The sequence below is a fragment of the Cellulomonas persica genome (assembly GCF_007989825.1).
GTDB lineage: Bacteria > Actinomycetota > Actinomycetes > Actinomycetales > Cellulomonadaceae > Cellulomonas > Cellulomonas persica.
Genome location: NZ_BJUA01000002.1, coordinates 180388 through 199219, shown reverse-complemented (window position 1 = coordinate 199219; position 18832 = coordinate 180388). Strand labels below are relative to the sequence as shown.

Below are 18832 nucleotides of genomic sequence, written 5' to 3'. Positions count from 1 at the left end.
GCTCAGGAACCGCCGCCGATCTGCTCGATCACGGCGTCGGCGACCTCACGCATCGTCAGACGCCGGTCCATGGACGTCTTCTGGATCCACCGGAACGACTCGGGCTCGGTCATGCCCTTGGTCATCAGCAGCCCCTTGGCGCGGTCCACGCGCTTGCGGGTCTCGAACCGCTCGGACAGGTCGGCGACCTCGGACTCGAGCGCGCTGATCTGCGCGTAGCGGGAGATCGCGATCTCGACGGCCGGCAGCAGGTCCGCGGGCGAGAACGGCTTGACGACGTAGGCCATCGCGCCGGCGTCGCGCGCCCGCTCGACGAGCTCGGTCTGGGAGAACGCCGTGAGCAGGACGACCGGGGCGACGTGCTCCTTCGCGATGCGCTCAGCGGCCGAGATGCCGTCGAGCACCGGCATCTTCACGTCCATGACGACGACGTCGGGCTTGAGCTCGGTCGCGAGCGCCACCGCCTGCTCGCCGTCCCCCGCCTCGCCGACCACGTCGAAGCCCGCGTCGCGCAGCGTCTCGACGACGTCCATGCGGATGAGGGCCTCGTCCTCGGCGACGACCGCACGTCGGGCCGGGCGCCCGCTCGACGGCGCGCTCGGGGCCGCGGGCTCCAGGTCGGGCGTTGCCTGGGCGGGATCGGGGGTGGCGTCCTTGGTCACGGACACAGCGTACTGGGCGGGCGCGTCGTCGCACCGCTGTCGCGCCGTGTGAGCCCGTTCACGCCGCCCCTGCGGCCGCTCGCGGCCGCGTCGCTCGGGGCCGACCCGATAGGGTGGCGAACCGCGCCCCCGTGGCGGAACTGGCAGACGCACTCGACTCAAAATCGAGCGCCGCGAGGCATGAGGGTTCGAGTCCCTCCGGGGGCACCACAGCGACTCACCGCACGCTCGCCGGGTGCGTCGTCCAGCGCACCTGCGAGGCGGCCGACGTCGGCCCGGCCGGCCACCTCGGGGAGGTCAGGGCGTCGCCTCGTCGGCGCGCGTCCCGACCGACCGGCCCGCCCGGTCCGGCTCACGGGGTCCCGCTCCCGACGGACCGGCTGCACGCGCTGGGTCCACCCCCGCCGCGGCGAGGGCCGCGGCGACGTGCGCCTGCACGCGCCGCGCGGAGCGCCGTCGCAGCCACCGCACCAGGAGCACGCCTGCGACGACGAGGAGCACCAGCGCGAGCTGCGACCACGGCGGCGTCCACACCGCGACCGCGGCCGTGGTGCGCTCCAGCTTCACCTCGACGACGTCCTCGCCCACGACGAGCGGCGTGACCTCGACGCCGCCGCTCGCCCGCAGCAGCGGCCACACCGGGAGCGTCACCTCCACGAGCGCGGAACGGTCCGGCAGGACCTCACGGACCTCGCTGACCGCCTCCGCGGAGCCGGTGTCGCCGGGCCCCGCGAGCTGCACCGTGGACCGCGCCCCGAGCCGCACGTCGCCCGCGTTGCGCACGACGTACCGGACCCGCACGGCGCCCGGTCCGAACGGGTTCCATGACGGCTCCCACCGCGCGTCCACCTCGTCGGCGACCACGGAGGCCTGGATGTCCCCCGAGACACGCAGGTGCAGCCGCGTGCCGACGCGCGCCGCGAGCCTGACCTCGGACCCGCCGTCGACGAGCTCGGCCACCACGCCGGCGGGGTGGTCCCCCGGCGCCGCGTCGGCGGGCACGCTGATCGTCAGCGGCACCAGAACCGTCGAGGACGGACCGAGCGTGAGCTGCAGGCGCCCGTCGTCGAGGCGCTGCGCCCCCTCGACCTCGCCGAGCTCGACCCATGCGCCCGCGTCCTGGCGGCTGTCCGGCCCGAACGGCACGTCGAAGTCGCCGGTGTCGCCGACCACGCCGTCGCCGGCGTACAGCACGAAGGTCGCGTCGCGGTCGCTGAAGTTCGTGACCGCGACGTGCTCCTCGACGGACGCGCCGGGGTCGAGCACGTGGCGCAGCGAGATCCGGCCGTCCGGCCCGTCGGCCGTGGCCGGCTGCACCGTCCACGTGACGGTGCCCGTGGGTGCGGGCGTCGCCGACACCGACGGGTCCGGTGCGGCGACCGCTGGGACGGCGGGGCCGGCCAGCAGCGCGCACGCGGCGAGAGCGGCGCCTGCCAGGACGCGTGCAGCAGCGATGCGGTGGGAAGCGGTGCGCATGAGGTCTCCAGTGCCGCCGCGCGGCGGGACACCCGGTGGGCGCCCGCCGCGCGGCGGTCGGTGCTGGTCGGGTCAGTCGACCGGGAACAGGGTCAGGGTCAGCGTCCCGGCGTAGCTGCCCGGCGCGGTGTCGACCGGCACCTCGAGCGTGAGGTCCGCGCCCAGCGTGGCCGAGCCGAACCGCCCCTCGGGTGTCGCCGAGGCGAGCCGACCCGGCACGACGAGCCCCTGCCCGCCGCTCAGGAAGGTCGCCCGTGCGGCGCCCGCGGCGAGACCCGGGCGTGGGGTGCCCACGCGCGGGCTCCACCCGAGGTGCTCGGCACCGAACACCCGCGTGTCGGACGTGAACGTGTGCGCCTGACCGGCGACCGCCCACCCGCTCGCGCCCGCCTGGGCCACGGTCCGCGAGTCCGTCACGGTCACGGCGGGCAGCGCACCCCGGAACCGCAGCCGGTCACCGGCGTGGGTGGCGGGCGTGAGCGTGACGCCGTCGCCGTGGTCGGCCACGGACAGAGCCAGGACGCCCTCCTCCTGCTCCGGGACGACGGCCCGCAGCTCGATGCCCTCGGGCGGCACCTCGCGGAACAGCCGCGGGACGAAGTCGATGAGGTTCGCCTGCCACGTGTCGAACCCGTGCGGCCCGGGCGTGACGCCGGCGAACTCGTACTTCACCCCGGCCTCGGACAGCAGGTCCATCGTGTCCATCACCGACTGGTAGGCGAAGTCGAAGACGTCGCCCGTGTAGATCCGGGCCAGGCGCGTGTTCTTGTTCACCGCTGCCGCGTCGAACTCGGGCGCCCCGAAGAACAGACCGCCGGAGAACGCCCCGATCCAGCCGAACTGACCGGGGCGGGTCAGCCATGTGTCCAGGGTGCGCAGGGCGCCCAGGGACAGGCCGGCGAGTGCCTGGTGGTCCGGGTCGGACGCGATGTTGTACTTCGCGCGCGCCGCGGGTGCCAGGTTGTCGAGCAGCTCCGCCGGGAAGTCGGGCACGTTGCCGTTCCCCATCACGACGACCATCGGCACGATCGCGCCGTCGATCGAGTGGTGGTCGAGGATCTGCTTGGCCCGACCGACCTCGACCCAGTCGCCCCAGCTCTGGCCTCCGCCGTGGTTGAGGTACAGGACCGGGTATGGCTCGGCGCGGTCCGCGTCGTAGCCGGGCGGGGTCCACACGTACGCGGACCGCTCCTCGTTCGCTACGGCACTGTCGTACGTGAGCACCGACAGGTCTCCGCCCTGCCCGGCGGGCACGTCGCCGAGCATGTGGTCGGTCTTGCCCGGCACGAACAGCGGGCTGACGCCGGTGAGGGTGTTGACCGTGTCCTCGGGGTCCTTCTCGTCGACGCCGTCCACCACGTACCGGTAGTAGTAGAAGCCGTCGAGCGGCCCCATCGAGACGCGCCAGCGATCGCCGACCTTCGTCATCGGCACCCGGAACCAGGCACCGTTCGGTGCCCAGTTCGCCCAGACCGTGACGTCCTTCGCGTCGGCCCACTGCGTGCCCGTCTCGAACGTCACGATGCCGTGCTCGTCCACGTGCGGGAGCGTGATCGACCCCGGCGCGGGCGCGGTGTACGGCCCGTCGAGCGGCCGGTGGCCGTCGCGCGGCTCGTGGCCCGGGTCGTCCTGGAACACGCGGGAGGCGAAGTCGCGCAGCCCGGAGCGCCACGTGTCCCAGGTGCCGCCCTGCGCGGGGTCGACGCCGTCGAAGTCGTGCTCGACGCCCGCGCGGGCGAGCGTCTTCAGGAGCGCGTCGTTCTGGTTGTACGCCGGGTCGAGCACGTTGCCCACGTAGATGCGCAGCAGGTCCGTGCCGTCGTTGATCTCACGAGCGGTGGACGCGCTGATCGTGCCGGTGAGACGGCCGGAGAACGACCCGACCGCGCCGAACGTCCCTGGGTCGCTGCGGAGCACGGTGAGCGCCTGCTGCGCGCCCGCCCGGATCCCCGCGACGGCCTGACCGCTGCCGTCCCCCGCCACGTGGTACGCGTCGCGAGTCGCGGCGACGACGCCGTCGAGCAGCTCGGTGCGCGGGTCGCTGCCGCTCACCTGTGCCATGACGACGACCATGGGCTCGAGGCGCCCCTCGGCCGCGAGGTTGTCCAGCACCTGCGGGACGCGGCCGAGCTCGGCCCACTCGCGGAAGGTCTGGCTGGAGTCCGCGAGCAGGTAGAGCACGGGGTACGGGTCCACGCGGTCGCCGTCGTAGCCCGGCGGGGTCCAGACGAGCGTCGTCGTCTCGTCGTCGGTCACGGGGCTGTCGTAGGTGAGCTCGTCGACCGTGCCGCCCGACGGCAGGTCCGCCATCCACTGGACCGACGGCCCCGGCACGAACAGCGTGTTCCACGCCGGGTGGGAGGTCACCGCCACGGGCGTGCCGGGGGTGCGGAAGGAGTGCTTGGTCCGGTCCGCCTCGGTCGCCGTGTACTGGTAGTAGTACAGGCCCGGTGCGAGCGGGCCGACCGTCGCGTGGTAGCTCGACCCGCTCGGGTCCATCGCGAGGTCGGACCACGTGCCGCTCGGGCCGATGTTCCCCTGCAGCTCGAGCACCGCGGGGCGGGTGCCGACGATCTCCTCGACGTCGGCCTGGGGTGCGGTGAACCGGTGGTAGCCCTCGGGGATGGTCGACACCCACGGGTCCGCGGCCGGGCCGTCCGCCGCGGACGCTGTGGACGGCAGGGCTGCCGCACCCACGACGAGCGCCGTTCCCGTCATCATCGCCGCCGCCCTTCGCTGCCGTGTCGCTCGCTGCTCGGTCCCTCGCTGCCCTGTCCGTCTCGACGTTCCGTGCCGGTCGCCCGGCCCCCTGCGAGTCATCCGCATCACGTGATCTCCTCGGTCGTCGACCGGCGGGACGGCGCACGCGGGTCCCGTCCCGGCACGAGGCCGGAGCCGCGTCGCTCTCCCCCCGGAAGGAACGTGGGCGCCGGCGGCGTCCACGACGTGCCCCTTCGTGGGCTCTACACCGATGTAGAGCCCGACACCCGATCCGGCCCGGCGAACCGGACTGCACTTCTACACCGGTGTAGGAGCGCCGTCCGCCTGTTCGCCGCGAGGTCGAAGTGGGATGTCCGCATCGTCGCGGTACGCACCGATTCGCGTCAAGCGGTAGGGCGAAGCAACCACTAGCGCGAACGGCTGACGGACATGACCGCCCACGGCGGCAGGTCGACGTCGATGGTGAGCACGCCGTCCGGCCCCACCGTGAGCTCGGCCCGCGCGAGGTCGTCCGCCACCGCTCGCAGCTGTGACTCCTCGTCGCGCGTGAGGTTGAGCGGGGCACCCATCCGGTACCAGGCCTCGGCGACGTTCCCGTGATCCCAGTCGACCTGCTCGAGCCGGTACACGGCACCCGGGGCAAGGCCTTCGACGGTGTGCTGCACGTGCAGGCTCGGCCCGTGGTCCTGGAGCCGACGCGTGGCCTCGTACGTGATCTCGGACCCGATGCCGCGCGTGCCCATGTCCTGCGGGTAGTTGACGAACACCGCCGCGACGTCGCCCGAGTCGGCGTGCTGCGTGATCGTGCCGTACGGCAGGGCCGCGACCTCGCGGTCGCCGAGCCGGGCGAGCATCGCCATGGCGTGGAACGTCGGCTTGTGGATCCCCTGCGTGTTGACGAGCCCGAACCCGCCGTGGAACGGGCCGACGCCCGCGCCGCCCTCCTCGAACACGTCGGTGAACGTCCAGTACGAGATCGAGTCGGCGAGCGCCGCGCCACGCAGGAACGCGCGCGTGATGTACGCGGCGGCGAACACGGTGTCGTGCATCGCGTCGCGGCTCGACGGCGAGCTCGACCACTCCGTGATGTGCAGCTCGGCGTCCGGGAACGGGCTCGCGGCGATGACGTCGCGCAGCAGCGTCAGGTCTTGGTACGTCGCGTCGACGTGCCGCTGGATGTGGTGCAGCTCGCCGTCGGACCCGAAGGCGAAGTCGGTCGGGTACAGGTGCGTGGACAGGAAGTCGAGCGGCACGTCCCGCTCGCGGCACCACTCGATCAGCTCGTGGATCCACACCGGTCGCCAGTCGAGCGCGTCCACGTCGGTCGACGCCGCGGTGGCGTGCTCGGCGGCGCGGTCCTCGAACTCGCCCTTGTAGCGGTCGTCGGGCACGAACACGCTCGTCGACGGCCCGCCGACCACGAGCCGGGGGTCGACGGCCTTGACCGCGCGCGCGGTCGCCTCGTAGAGCTCGAAGTACTCCGTGCGGCTGCCGGTCCAGAAGTGCGGCACGAGGTTCGGCTCGTTCCAGATCTCGAACCGCCACTGGCGGACCTCGTCGATGCCGTACCGCTCGACCCAGTGCTCGAGCGTCGCGGTGACCAGCTCGACCCATCGCGCCATGTCGGTGGGCGGGCTGCAGTGGGCCTTCCACCAGAAGAGCGTCTCGGTCTGGGTGGCGAGCTCACGCGGCATGAACCCGAGCTCGACGAAGGGCTGCGCCCCGGCCTCGAGGATGAAGTCGACGACCTTGTCGACGTAGCTGAACGTGTACCGCGGCTCGTCGAACGGCGTCGGCGGGCCGAAGCCGCCGCCGTCGTTCGCGCGGTACACGAACATGTCGTCGTGGAACAGGCCGTGGAAGCGCACGCGTCGGACGCCGAGCGTCGTCACCGCCTCGCGGAAGTGCTCCTGCCAGTCGGCGCGCAGGGCCTCGTTGGCGCGGCCGGCGCCGACGCAGTAGCTCCACACGTGCGGCAGTGCCCGGTCGTCGGCGTCGCGCCCGTCGATGCGCAGTCGCGGTGAGGTCATGTGTCGCTCCCGGTGCTCGTCTGGTCGCAACAGTTTCGCAACGTCGCGGCTTCGCCGGGGACGGTATCGAGTGTCGACGGCGACGTCAACGGGCATCGCTGCGGTCGGCCGCGTTGACCTTTCCGCCGCGCGGCCGCTAGCCTCGAAACGAGTTTCGGAACGGGAGGAGCACCATGGCGGGCCGACCGCAGGCACGCGTGACCCTGGTCGACGTCGCGCGCGCGGCGGGCGTCACGAAGGGCACGGTCTCCAAGGTGCTCAACGAGCGCAGCGACGTCGCCGCCGACACCCGCGCCCGTGTGCTCGCCGCGGTCGACGAGCTCGGTTACCGGCCCCCGGCGTCGCAGTGGAACCTCCCCCGCCCCCGGACACTGGCCGCCGTCGTCGACGCCCTCGACTCGCCCTACCTCACGCACGTCCTGCAGGGGGTCCTCGCCGCGGCCACGGCCGCGCAGACGACCCTGCTCGTGCGGCTCGCGCCCGAGCACGCCGTGCGCGGGACACCCGCCGCCGCGCGCGCGTGGATGTCCGAGCAGCAGGCGGCCGGCGTCGTCGGCATCATCGGCCTGACCCTCGGGACGCCGACCGCGCTCCTGGCGGCAGCCGCGGAGGCAGGCATCCCGTTCGTCATGGTCGACCCTGTCGACCTCGACGCGCCCGACGTCGTGAGCGTCGGCTCGACCAACTGGGCCGGCGGCCGCACGGCCACCGAGCACCTGGTGGAGCTCGGGCACCGTCGGATCGCCTGGGTGGGCGGCCCGACGAGCTCGGCGGCCGCTCGCGAACGGTTCCACGGCTACCGCGCCGCGCTCGACTCGGCCGGGATCGAGCTGGACCACGGCCTCGTCCGGCACGGCCACTTCTCCGTCGAGACCGGCCGGACCTGCGGTCGGGACCTGCTGTCGTCGGCGCACCCGCCGACGGCGGTGCTCGCGGGCGACGACGAGATCGCGGTCGGCGTGCTGGTCGCCGCGCGCGAGCTCGACGTCCCGGTGCCCGCCCGGCTCAGCGTGGTCGGGTTCGACGACACCCCGCAGGCCGCGTGGACCTCGCCACCCCTGACGTCCGTGCACCAGCCGCTGACCGGGATGGGCCGCGTCGCCGTCGAGACGGTCCTCACGATGGCCGCGGGGACCGAGCCCGCGTCCCGGTACGTCCAGCTCGCCACCTCGCTCGTCGTGCGCGAGTCGACCGCGCCCGCCCCGGCGTCGTGATGGGCACGTTCCGCACCCGCACCCCGGCGCCCACGTGGGAGCACGGACTGATCACCGGCAGCGGCCGGGTCGGCGCCGTCCTCCACGGCGCCGCCCAGCAGCAGGTCGTCACGATCAGCCACGAGCGGTTCTTCGTTCCGGTCAACCCCCGCCCGCCCGCACCGGACCTGCGTCCTGTCCTCGACGGCCTGCGGCGAGCCGTGGTCGCGGGTGACGCGGCGCGCGCCGGAACGCTCCTCACGCAGGGCCTCGACGCGAACGGCTACCCCGAGGGCCTCGTCTGGACCGACCCTCTCGGCATCTGCGCGACCCTCACGATCGCGGTCGCGGGCGTCACCCGGGTCCGGGAGCGCTCGACCGACCTGCACCTCGGCGAGATCGCGGTCGACCTCGCCGACGACCGCGACGGCCGGTGCGTCGTGCGGGTCCTGACCCCGCGCGACGAGGAGACGGTGTGGGTCGCGGTCGAGTCGGACCGTGCGGTCGTCGTCGACCTGACGCTCGCCCTCGGCGGCGCGCTCGAGACCGCCCTCGACACCGGAGGGGCGGACTCCTCGAGCGCGGTCACGACGACGCTCACCGCAGGCCGCGACGCCCGGCTCGAGGCAGCGACGCGTGCGGCCTCGGCCACGGTCACCGTGCGCGGCGCGGGCGAGTGGACGACAGGGACGCGCGCGCTCACGTCGCGGCTGGTCGTGCCCGCGGGCGGGCGTCGGGCCGTGCGGGTCGACGTCGACGTGCGGACCTCGGGCATCGCTCCCCCGCCGCCCGGGCACGCCGAGGTCGACTGGGCGTCGCTGCGGCGCCGGCAGGCCGCGACGCACGGCCGCCTCGTGTCGGCGTCCGAGATCGACCTGCGGGCCCCGGTCGGCGGACCGACGACCGAGGACGTCTGGGCCGCCGCGCGCGCGGGAGACCCCGCCGCGCGTCGCCGTGCCGTGGAGGTCGCGTACCTGTCCGGCCGCGCCCACGCGGTCGCGGCCACCGGTGAGCTCCCGCCGACCCTGCAGGGCGTCTGGCAGGGCACGTGGCGACCGGCGTGGTCCGCGGACTACACCCTCAACGGCAACCTCCAGAACGGCGGGATGGCCGGGCTCGTCCCCACCGGCACGCCCGAGCTCGCGCGGTCCCTGCTGACGCTCGTGCTCGCCCACCTCGACGACTACCGGGAGAACGCCCGCCGGGTGTTCGGCGCCGAGGGGATGCTGCTGCCCGCGCGCATGTCGACGCACGGCCGGGCCGACCACCTGAGCGCGGCCTACCCCCACGCGTTCTGGACGGGCTGCGGGGGGTGGGTGCTGCGCCTCGCGGCGGACCTCGTCTCCACCACGGGCGACCGCTCGATCGTCGACGACCGCGTGTGGGCGCTGGCGGAGGGCGTGCTGCGGTTCGCGGAGACGTCGACCGTGCTCGTCGGCGGGCGGCGCCACCTGGTGCCCTCGTACTCACCCGAGAACACGCCGGCGGGCGCCGCCGGGCCGATCGCCGCGGACGCCACGATCGACGTCGCGATCCTGCGCGACGCGGCCCGCGCGAGTGCCGTGCTCGCCGCGGCGCGCGACGACCACCGTCTCGACGAGCGCTGGGCGGCACTCGTCGACGTGCTTCCCGCCTACCGCGTGGCCGACGACGGGACGCTCGCCGAGTGGATCGCCGACGGGTGCGCGCAGGAGCACGCGCACCGCCACACGTCGCACCTGTACCCGCTCTGGTACGAGCCGGACCCCGCGTTCGTCGGCCCCGCGGGCGCACCGCTGCGAGCGGCCGCGCGAGCCACCGTGCACGCCAAGATCGCATGGCGCGCCGCGGACCCGACGCCGCCGCCCGGCCGTATGGAGATGGCGTTCGGGCTCGTGCAGGTGGGGCTGGCCGCTGCCGCGCTCGGCGACGCCGGGGCTGCGCTGCGGTGCGTCGAGTGGCTCGCGGTGGACCAGTGGCGGCCGGCGCTGACGACGACCCACGACGCGGGCTCGATCTTCAACCTCGACGCGAGCGGCGGCCTGCCCGCCCTGGTCGCGGCGATGCTCCTCGCGTCGACGTCCGACGCCCTGACCCTCCTGCCCGCGCTGCCGAGCGCCTGGCCGACGGGCAGCGTGACCGGGCTGCGCGCCCGCGGCGGCGTCGTCGTCGACCGCCTGGAGTGGGACCCGGCCGGGTGCACCGTGACCGTGCGACGGCTGCCCGAGGCCGACTGGCTGGCGCCCGCGCACGGCGTCCGGCTCGACGCCGGACGGCCGTTCACGACGCCGGGGACAGCCCTGCCTGCCGGGCGCCTGGCCGTCGACTCGGACCCCAGGACCGTGCGGCTGCAGTGGGCCGACGGGGCGGCGTGACACCGAGCACCTCGTCGTCCTGCACCACGCCGCGCGCCCTCAGTCGAGCTCGTCGCGCGGCTTGAGCGGGTCGAGGACGTCCAGCTCGTCGCCCGGGCGCGCGGGCGGGTGCGTCGTCGGGGGCGCGCTCGCACCGGGAAGCAGGACCTCGGCCGCGTGGTCCGCCAGCGCGAAGCCCGCGGAGCCGTACAGGTGGAAGACCGCGTCGGCGCCGTGCCGCTCGAGCTCGGCCACGTCGTCGTCGTACCGGGCGACCGCGGCGACGCGGCCCGTGAACCCCGCGGCCTGAAGCCGCGCGAGCGCGATGAGGTTGGCGTTGTGGAACGGCATCGCCAGGACGGCGACCTTGACCCGTCCGGCACGCTGCACGCGGGTCCAGAACTCGAGGTCGGTCGCGTCCGCGCGGACCACCTCGTAGCCCTCGTCCTCGAGCGACACGACGCGCGTGGCGTCGTGCTCGACGCCGACGACCGACAGTCCGTACTCGTCGCGCAGCCGCGAGTAGGTGGACGCGCCGACGCGACCGAGACCGAGGACGAGCGCGTCCGCCTCGCCGATGTCGACGAGCCGGTCGTCCGGGTGCAGGCGGTCGCTGTCCCGCACCGGGAGCAGCCGCGACAGCCTCGTCGCGAGCTCGACCCCGCGCCGGTTGACGATCGCCGACAGTCCGAAGCTGAACGCGACCGCGAGCGAGATGACCACGACCCACTGCTCCTCCAGCAGGCCGGTGCTCGCACCGACGGCCGCGACGATGATGCCGAACTCGGAGTAGTTCGACAGCACGAGGCCACCCAGGAACGACGTCCGCCGCCGCAGGCGCATGAACCAGAGCACCACCGCGTAGGCGGCGACCTGGAACGGCAGCAGCAGCAGGAGCAGCAGGGCCAGCCCGACCTCGAGGGCGTGCGGCGTGCCGTGCAGCCCGATCTGGACGAAGAAGGCCACCAGCATGAGGTCCTTGAACGTCATGAGGGACCGCGAGAGCTCACCTGCCTGCGGGTGCGAGGACAGCAGCACGCCGACGACGAGCGCGCCGACGTCGCCGTCGATCCCGACGAGCTCGAACAGCCCGTAGCCCAGCACCACGGCGACGAACACGCCGAACAGCGCCTGGAGCTCCCCGTGCCCGACGCGGTTCCAGATCCGGTGCAGCACCCACGAGCCGGGGATCAGCAGGAACAGCAGGAACGCCCACGGGCTCGGCGCCTCGCCGCTCGACAGCGAGAGGAACACGACCGCCGCCACGTCCTGCATCACGAGCACGCCGACCGCGATCCGGCCGTACAGGGACGTGGTGTCCGAACGGTCGTCGAGCACCTTGACGACGAAGACGGTCGAGGAGAACGACAGCGCGAAGCCGACCAGCGCGAGCGCCCCGAACGACTCGTCCGCGACGAGCCCGAAGCCGACCACCCAGAGCAGACCCAGGAAGCCGAGCGCCATCGCGATGCTCAGGACCATGTGCACGACGCTCGTCAGCCAGATCTCGCGACGCAGCAGCGTGCGCACGTCGAGCTTGAGGCCGATCGCGAAGAGCAGCAGGACCACGCCGAAGTCGGCGACCGCCTCGAGGTACGGCAGCTCGGGCGCTCCCCCGGCCCCGAGCGCAAACCCCGCGGCCAGGAACCCCACGAGCGGAGGCAGGCGCAGGAGCACCGCCAGGAGACCGCCCACGACGGCCGCGCCGAGGTACAGCGCTGCTGCGGCCATCAGGTTCCTCTCGACCAGACTCGAACGGGAGTGCTTCGGGTGCTCGGCCCGGCCGGCGGGTCAGTGCTCGGCCAGGGCCCGCACCAGCGCCGCGTCCATGTCACCGATCGGCGCGGGGCGACCGGTCATGAGACGAACCTGCTCGGCCGCCTGGTGCAGGAGCATCCTCTCGCCCCCGACGGCCGTGCCGCCGAGCTCGGACCAGCGCGCGTGCAGTGCCGTGGGCCGGGGGTCGTACGCGACGTCGAGCAGCACGCCCGCCGGTGCGGTCGTGAGCTGCGCGGCGACCGGGTCGGCCGCGCGCGGCGGCAGCGTCGAGACCACGACGTCCGTGTCGAGCACGGCGGACGGCGCGTCGTCGAGGGCGCGCAGCACCGGGGAGACGCCCATCCGGTGCGCGGCCCGCAGCAGACCGCCCGCGCGCGCGACCGAGCGCACGAGCACGAGCGGCTGGGTGCAGCCCAGCTCGGCCAGCGCGGCGAGCGTGGAGGCCGCCGTGGCCCCCGCGCCGAGCACGACCGCACGGGTGACCGTGCGGCCCTCGCCCAGCCCCTCGCGCAACGCCGCGACCAGGCCGTGCACGTCCGTGTTCGCGCCGACGAGCGTGCGTGCGGGACCCGAGCCCTGCAGCAGCACCGTGTTGACCGCGCCCACGACCTGCGCGAGCGGCTCCACGTGGTCCAGGAGCGGCAGGACCGTCTGCTTGAGCGGCATCGTCAGGCTCAGGCCCACCCACTCGTCGGACAGCCCCGCGACGAAGTCCGCGAGCTGCTCCTCGGTGACGTCGACCGGGTCGTACGCCCACTCGTCGAGCCCCAGCGCCGCGTACGCGGCACGGTGGAGCGTGGGCGACAGCGAGTGCGCGACGGGGTGGCCGAGCACGGCCGCCCGTCGCGTGACTCCGGACGTCACCGGGGGTTCTCCTCCAGCCAGGCGTTGAGGTCGGCGACGCACTGCGCGTGCTCGGCCTCGGTCTCGCTGAACACCGTCACGCCCGTGTCGAGGTTGGGCGTGCACCAGTACATCCAGTCGCCCTCGGCGGGGTGCAGGACGGCCTCGATCGACGCGGTCCCGGGCGACGCGATCGGCGTCGGCGGCAGACCCTTGATCTTGCGCAGGTTGTACGGGTTGGTCGTGTCGTTCAGCATCTCCTGGGTCAGCTTGGTCCCGTTGACGCCGGCGCCGTAGGCGACCGCGGCGTCGATGCCGAGCGTCCAGTCCTCGTCGAGACGGTTCTCGATGGTGCGCGCGATCTTCGGGCGGTCCTCCTCGAGCTTGCCCTCGCGCTCGACGAGCGACGCCTTGATGAGCACCGTCTCGCGGTCCTCCTCCGGCACCCCGAGGTCGTTCAGCACCTGCACCGTCTTGGCGGTCATCGCGGACAGCACCGCCACCGCGTCGTCGTCGGGCTGCACGACGTACGTCGCGGGGAACAGCCACCCCTCCACGTCGCCCTGCGCCTCGGCGGGCAGGCCGATCGCCGAGCCGTCACCCACCGCCGCCTCGACGTCCTCGGCGGACACGCCGAGCTTGTCGGCGATGACCGCGAAGATCTCCTTCGCCGTCTTGCCCTCGACGACCGTCAGCTTGGTCTCGACCCGCGTCGCCGGGTTGAGCAGCGACGTCACGGCGTCCGCCGCGGGGATCTCGAGCAGCATGGAGTAGGTGCCCGGCTGGATGCCCGTCGCACCCGGGTTCGCGGCGTAGGCCGAGACGAACGCCGAGACCGACGCCACGACACCGGCGTCCTTGAGCGTCTGACCGATCGCCTTCCCGGAGTCACCCGGGTTGACGACGATCTCGACGGAGCCGTGCCCCGGTCCGGGGAAGTCGGTCGGCGAGGCGGAGGTCCCGTTGCCCTCGAACATGCCGTCGAGCATCGACCACACGAGGTACCCGGCGCCGCCGACGAGCAGCAGCACGACGAGGACCACCCAGGTCGTGCGGCGACGGCGAGCCTTGCGCGCGCGCTCGGCGCGGCCGCGGCCGCGGTCGCGGGCGCGACGCGTCTCAGGAGCGGGCGCCTCGCTCGCTCCTGGACGGGCCGGGGCCCACCACTCGGTCTGACTGTCGCTCACGTCCGCTCTCCACATCGTCGGCCGCCCGTGGGAGGGCGGCTGTCCCGGACGTCGTCCGTCCGGGTCCTGGTCGTCGGGTCCTCGTCACCCGTCTGCCGCTTGCGCCGCGTCGAACGCGGCCTGGTTCTCCATCTGCTCGTCGAAGGTCACCGCGAACTTCGTCTCGCCCGAGTCCGCGTCGACCACGAGCCAGAACATCCAGCTCCCCTCGGCAGGCTGGAGCACCGCGTCGAGCGAAGCCGCCCCCGGCGTCACGATAGGGGACGGCGGCAGCCCGACGTGCTTGTAGGTGTTGTACGGGTTGCTCGTGTCCTCGAGCATCGCGGGCGTCGGCTCGGCCGTGCTGCCCACGCCGTACGACACGGAGGCGGCGATCTCGAGCGTGCGCTCCTTGGCGAGCCGGTTCTCGATCACGCGCGCGAACGTCGGTCGCGCCTCGTCCATCGTCATCTCGCGCTCGACCAGCGAGGCCTTGGTGAGGACCGTCTGCCACGCCTCGGGGGCGACGCCCTTGTCCGTCAGGATCTGGACCGTGCGCGCCACGAGCTGCTTGAGCACCTTGGCCGCGCCCCAGTCGGACGGGATGCCGTACTCCCCGGCCGCGAGCCAGCCCTCGACCTTGCCGCCGGCCTGCTCGGGTAGCCCGATCGCGGCCGGGTCGGCCGCGGCAGCCTGCAGGTCGGCGAGCGGGATCATGGTCTTCTCGCTGATCTTCTCCAGGATCTGCCACGACGTCAGGCCCTCGCCGATCGTGAGGGTGAGCGACGCCTTGGCCGCGGGGTCGCGCAGCGCGTCCACCGCGTCGGCCGAGCTGAGCTCGAGCGGCAGCGCGTACGCGCCCGGCGTGACCGCCGCGCCGCTCGCGGCGTACACGGACGCGAAGACGTCGGCGTCCGCGACGACCCCCGCGGCCTCGAGAAGCGCACCGATCGCCGCGCCGTCCGCGCCCGCCGGGATGGTCACCGTGACCGAGCCGTGGCCCGGGCCGTCGAAGTCGGAGACGGCCGTGGACTCGGCGCCCACGACCGCAGGCTCCTCGCCGCGCATCAGCGACGCGACCACGTAGCCCGCGCCGGCCAGCAGTCCCACGACGACGAGGATCACCACGACCCGCCGCCGCCGCACCTCCTGACGAGCCCGCTCCTGCGCGACCCGCTCCGACGAGCGCCGCCGCCGGCGCTCAGGTTCCTGCGGCGCGAGTCCGGGCGCCCCGGGGACGACGACGTCAGCCCGAGGGGCTTCGTCGGCCGTCCACCACTGCGTCTGGCTGCCGTTGGTCACGTGCGCGTTGCTCCACCGTCGTCCGTCGCGTCGCCCACAGCCCCCATACCCGCTGTGCCGAGCTCCGGGCGGACCTCCACCCGTTCACCGGGGCGTCGCCCCGTCGCGCGCTCGGCGTCCAACGCGTACTGCAGGATCACCACCGCGGCGGCCTGGTCGACCACGTCACGGTGGCGGCGCCCGGATCGGCCGGACGCCAGCAGCGCCTGATGAGCGGACACCGTACTCATCCGCTCGTCGACCATGCGCACCTCGACGGGTGCGACAGCCTGCGCCAGTGTGTCAGCGTACGCGCGAGCCGCGGCCGAGGACGCACTTTCGGCCCCCGAGAGGTGGCGTGGCAGACCGACGTACACACACTCCGCACACCGCTCGCGCGCCTCCCGCACGATCCGGGCGATGTCCTTGGGCAGGCGTCCAGGGCGCTTGCGCGCGTCCCGCGCGAGCGTCTCGACCGGCGTCGCGACGAGGCCGTCGGGATCGCTCGCGGCGAGACCGACGCGCACGGTCCCGACGTCCACCGCGAGGCGCGGCCCGCGAGGGATCGGGACCTCGGTGTGCGCCGCTCCCGACGAGTCGTCGGGCACGTCAGCCCTGGACCGCGGCCCGCACCGCGGCCAGCGCGTCGGCGAGCCGACCCACCTCGGTGCCACCGCCCTGGGCCAGGTCGTCCTTGCCGCCGCCGCCGCCGCCCAGCACCTGCGACGCCGTCCGCACGAGCGCACCGGCCTTGAGGCCCGCCTCGCGCGCGGCCGCGTTCGTCGCGACGACGACGACCGGGCGGCCCTTGGCGACGCCGCCGACCGCGACCACGGCCGGCGCGGACTCGCCGAGCCGCGAGCGGACGTCGAGCACGAGGGTGCGCAGGTCGTCGGGCGACTGCTCCCCCGCGTCGTACGCGACGACGCGCGTCACCCCGACCTGCTCGGCACCCGACGCGAGCGAGCCGGCCATCGCGAGCACCTGGGCCTGGCGCAGCGCGGCGAGCTCCTTCTCGGACTCCTTGAGCTTCGTCATGAGGCCCGAGACGCGCTCCGCGAGCTCGTCGGGACGCGCACCGAGGAGGCCGGACAGCTGCCCCACGAGCGCGCGCTCCTTGGCCTGGTAGCCGTAGGCACCCGCGCCGACCAGCGCGTCGACGCGGCGCACGCCGGAGCCGATCGCCGACTCCGACAGCAGGGTCACCAGGCCGAGCTCGCCCGAGCGCTTCACGTGCGTGCCCGCGCACAGCTCGAGCGACCAGTCGCCACCGATGGACACGACGCGGACCTCGTTGCCGTACTTCTCGCCGAAGAGCGCCATCGCGCCCATCGCGCGCGCCTCGTCGATCGGCTTGATGGAGTCGGTGACCTCGAGGTCGTCCTGCAGGCGCTCGTTGACGCGCGCCTCGATCTCCGCGACGACCTCCGACGGCGTGGCGGACGGCGAGCGGAAGTCGAACCGCAGCCGGCTGGGCGCGTTGAGCGAACCGGCCTGGGTCGCGGTCTCGCCGAGCGACTCGTGCAGCGCCTTGTGCACCAGGTGGGTCGCGGTGTGGGCGCGCGCGATCGCCTGCCGACGCGCGGTGTCGATCGACGCCGTGCCCGGCTCGCCGAGCGTCACGGTGCCGTCGACCAGCCGGCCGTGGTGCACCGACAGGCCCTTGATGGGCGACTGGACGTCGTCGACCTCGATGCGTGCGCCGTTGTCGAGCACGATCGTGCCGGTGTCGGCCTGCTGACCGCCCGCCTCGGCGTAGAACGGCGTCACGTCGAGGACGACCTCGACGTCGGCAGGGGCCGTCGCGGCGGGCGCGGGCACGCCGTCGACGAGCAGGCCGACGACCTTCGAGCGCGCCTGCGCGTCGGTGTACCCCACGAAGGTGACGGGCTTGGCCGTCGACTCCGAGAGCGTCGCGTGCAGGTCCTGGTACGCCGCGACGTCCGCGTGCCCGGCGCGCTTGGCGAGCGCGTCCGCACGGGCACGCGCGCGCTGCTCGGCCATGAGCGTCCGGAACGCCTCGCGGTCGACGTCGACCCCGTGCTCCTGCGCCATCTCGAGCGTCAGGTCGATCGGGAAGCCGTACGTGTCGTGCAGCTGGAACGCGTCCGCGCCCGAGAGCACGGGCCGCACGTCGGGCGTGCCGCCGGCCGCGGCCTTCGCCCCCGCGACCGCGGTGTCGAGGATCGTCGTGCCGGATGCGAGCGTCCGCCGGAACGACTCCTCCTCCGCGTACGCGACGGCGCTGATGCGGTCGAAGTCGCGCGTGAGCTCCGGGTACGACGCGCTCATCGCGTCGCGGCTCAGCGGCAGCAGCACCGGCAGCGCGGGGTCGTCGACGCCCAGCAGGCGCATCGCGCGGATCGAGCGGCGCAGCAGGCGGCGCAGCACGTAGCCGCGGCCCTCGTTGGACGGCGTGACGCCGTCGCCCATGAGCATGAGCCCGGAACGGACGTGGTCGGCCACCACGCGCATGCGCACGTCGTCCTCGTGGTCCGCGCCGTACCGCTTGCCCGACAGCCCGACCGCGCCGTCGATCACCGGCCGGACCTCGTCGATCTCGTACATGTTGTCGACGCCCTGCAGCAGGTACGCCACGCGCTCCAGACCCATGCCGGTGTCGATGTTCTTCTGCTTGAGCTCGCCCAGGATCGGGAACCCGTCCTTGGTCCCGCCGTTGTCGCGCTCGTACTGCATGAACACGAGGTTCCAGATCTCGAGGTAGCGGTCCTCGTCGACGACCGGGCCGCCCTCGGCGCCGTACTGCGGCCCGCGGTCCACGTAGATCTCCGAGCACGGACCGGCGGGGCCGCGCGCGCCCGTCGACCAGAAGTTGTCGCGCATGCCGCGGCGCTGGATGCGCTCGTCGGGCAGTCCCGCGATGCGCTTCCACAGCGCCGCCGCCTCGTCGTCGTCGTGGTACACGGTGACCCAGATCGAGTCGGGGTCGAATCCGTACCCGCCCTCGGCCTGGTTGCCCGTGACGAGCTCCCAGGCGTACGTGATCGCCCCCTCCTTGAAGTAGTCACCGAAGGAGAAGTTGCCGTTCATCTGGAAGAACGTGCCATGCCGCGTGGTCTTGCCGACCTCCTCGATGTCGAGGGTGCGCACGCACTTCTGCACGCTCGTGGCGCGGGGCCACGGCGGCGTCTGCTCGCCCAGCATGTACGGGATGAACGGGACCATGCCCGCGATGACGAACAACGTCGACGGGTCCGGCGAGATGAGCGGAGCCGACGGCACGACGGCGTGGCCGCGTGCGGAGAAGTAGTCGAGCCAGCGCTGGCGGATCTCGGCGGTACGCATGGTGTCCTCGGTGGTTCTCGGTGGTGGTGCTCGGGTGGTGTT

General features: G+C 73.6%; 12 protein-coding genes and 1 tRNA gene. 3 read left to right on the top strand and 10 right to left on the bottom strand.

Translation table 11 applies throughout. The annotated features are described in order from the left end of the window. Positions 1-2 precede the first annotated feature (2 nt). Positions 3-662 carry an ANTAR domain-containing response regulator gene (locus tag CPE01_RS02700; RefSeq protein ID WP_146805102.1) on the bottom strand — a complete coding sequence of 220 codons (660 nt, stop codon included), beginning with the start codon at positions 660-662 and terminating at the stop codon, positions 3-5. Between the two features lie 125 nt (positions 663-787). Between CPE01_RS02700 and CPE01_RS02695 the strand changes: the two genes are divergently transcribed. After that, positions 788-872: transfer RNA gene (locus CPE01_RS02695), tRNA-Leu, on the top strand. Between the two features lie 87 nt (positions 873-959). Here CPE01_RS02695 and CPE01_RS02690 read toward each other — a convergent pair. From CPE01_RS02690 to CPE01_RS02680, 3 genes are all read right to left on the bottom strand, one after another. Next, entirely contained in the window at positions 960-2138 is a 1179-nt protein-coding gene (locus tag CPE01_RS02690; RefSeq protein ID WP_146805101.1) for a COG1470 family protein, read from the bottom strand. Positions 2139-2210: 72 nt separating this feature from the next. Further along, positions 2211-4859, bottom strand: coding sequence for an alpha/beta hydrolase-fold protein (locus tag CPE01_RS02685; RefSeq protein WP_186811378.1), 2649 nt, complete (start codon positions 4857-4859; stop codon positions 2211-2213). A 407-nt stretch (positions 4860-5266) separates the two neighbouring features. Next, positions 5267-6889, bottom strand: a complete 1623-nt coding sequence (locus tag CPE01_RS02680) for a GH39 family glycosyl hydrolase (RefSeq protein ID WP_146805099.1) — start codon at positions 6887-6889, stop codon at positions 5267-5269. Between the two features lie 173 nt (positions 6890-7062). On the opposite strand from CPE01_RS02680, the gene CPE01_RS02675 reads away from it, so the two are divergent. Then, positions 7063-8103 (top strand): LacI family DNA-binding transcriptional regulator, encoded by a 1041-nt coding sequence (locus tag CPE01_RS02675; protein WP_146805098.1) that lies wholly within the window; start codon positions 7063-7065, stop codon positions 8101-8103. Continuing rightward, entirely contained in the window at positions 8103-10436 is a 2334-nt protein-coding gene (locus tag CPE01_RS02670) for a glycosyl hydrolase family 95 catalytic domain-containing protein (RefSeq protein WP_146805097.1), read from the top strand. Before CPE01_RS02675 ends, CPE01_RS02670 begins: the two co-directional genes overlap by 1 nt. 39 nt (positions 10437-10475) lie before the next feature. On the opposite strand, the gene CPE01_RS02665 is transcribed toward CPE01_RS02670, so the two are convergent. From CPE01_RS02665 to alaS, 6 genes are all read right to left on the bottom strand, one after another. Then, entirely contained in the window at positions 10476-12146 is a 1671-nt protein-coding gene (locus CPE01_RS02665; RefSeq protein WP_146805096.1) for a cation:proton antiporter domain-containing protein, read from the bottom strand. Between the two features lie 60 nt (positions 12147-12206). Beyond that, on the bottom strand, positions 12207-13058 hold the full coding sequence (locus CPE01_RS02660) for a shikimate dehydrogenase (protein ID WP_146805095.1): 852 nt from the start codon (positions 13056-13058) through the stop codon (positions 12207-12209). Next, positions 13055-14224: an endolytic transglycosylase MltG gene (gene mltG / locus CPE01_RS02655; protein ID WP_146805094.1), complete on the bottom strand. Its 1170-nt coding sequence runs from the start codon at positions 14222-14224 to the stop codon at positions 13055-13057. Before mltG (CPE01_RS02655) ends, CPE01_RS02660 begins: the two co-directional genes overlap by 4 nt. Positions 14225-14308: 84 nt before the next feature. Then, a complete protein-coding gene (mltG, locus tag CPE01_RS02650) occupies positions 14309-15505 on the bottom strand; it encodes an endolytic transglycosylase MltG (RefSeq protein ID WP_146805093.1) in 1197 nt (398 codons plus the stop codon). After that, on the bottom strand, positions 15502-16092 hold the full coding sequence (ruvX, locus tag CPE01_RS02645; RefSeq protein ID WP_146805092.1) for a Holliday junction resolvase RuvX: 591 nt from the start codon (positions 16090-16092) through the stop codon (positions 15502-15504). The genes mltG (CPE01_RS02650) and ruvX overlap by 4 nt, the downstream gene beginning before the upstream one ends. Before the next feature lies 1 nt (position 16093). Beyond that, positions 16094-18790, bottom strand: a complete 2697-nt coding sequence (alaS, locus tag CPE01_RS02640) for an alanine--tRNA ligase (protein WP_146805091.1) — start codon at positions 18788-18790, stop codon at positions 16094-16096. Positions 18791-18832 lie beyond the last annotated feature (42 nt).

Excerpts from the sequence above, each read along its gene's own strand:
- CPE01_RS02680 (WP_146805099.1), bottom strand. The coding sequence starts at position 6,889 with ATGACCTCACCGCGACTGCGCATCGACGGGCGCGACGCCGACGACCGG.
- CPE01_RS02675 (WP_146805098.1), top strand. The coding sequence starts at position 7,063 with ATGGCGGGCCGACCGCAGGCACGCGTGACCCTGGTCGACGTCGCGCGC.
- CPE01_RS02670 (WP_146805097.1), top strand. The coding sequence starts at position 8,103 with ATGGGCACGTTCCGCACCCGCACCCCGGCGCCCACGTGGGAGCACGGA.
- alaS (WP_146805091.1), bottom strand. The coding sequence starts at position 18,790 with ATGCGTACCGCCGAGATCCGCCAGCGCTGGCTCGACTACTTCTCCGCA.
- CPE01_RS02690 (WP_146805101.1), bottom strand. The coding sequence starts at position 2,138 with ATGCGCACCGCTTCCCACCGCATCGCTGCTGCACGCGTCCTGGCAGGC.
- CPE01_RS02685 (WP_186811378.1), bottom strand. The coding sequence starts at position 4,859 with ATGATGACGGGAACGGCGCTCGTCGTGGGTGCGGCAGCCCTGCCGTCC.
- CPE01_RS02665 (WP_146805096.1), bottom strand. The coding sequence starts at position 12,146 with ATGGCCGCAGCAGCGCTGTACCTCGGCGCGGCCGTCGTGGGCGGTCTC.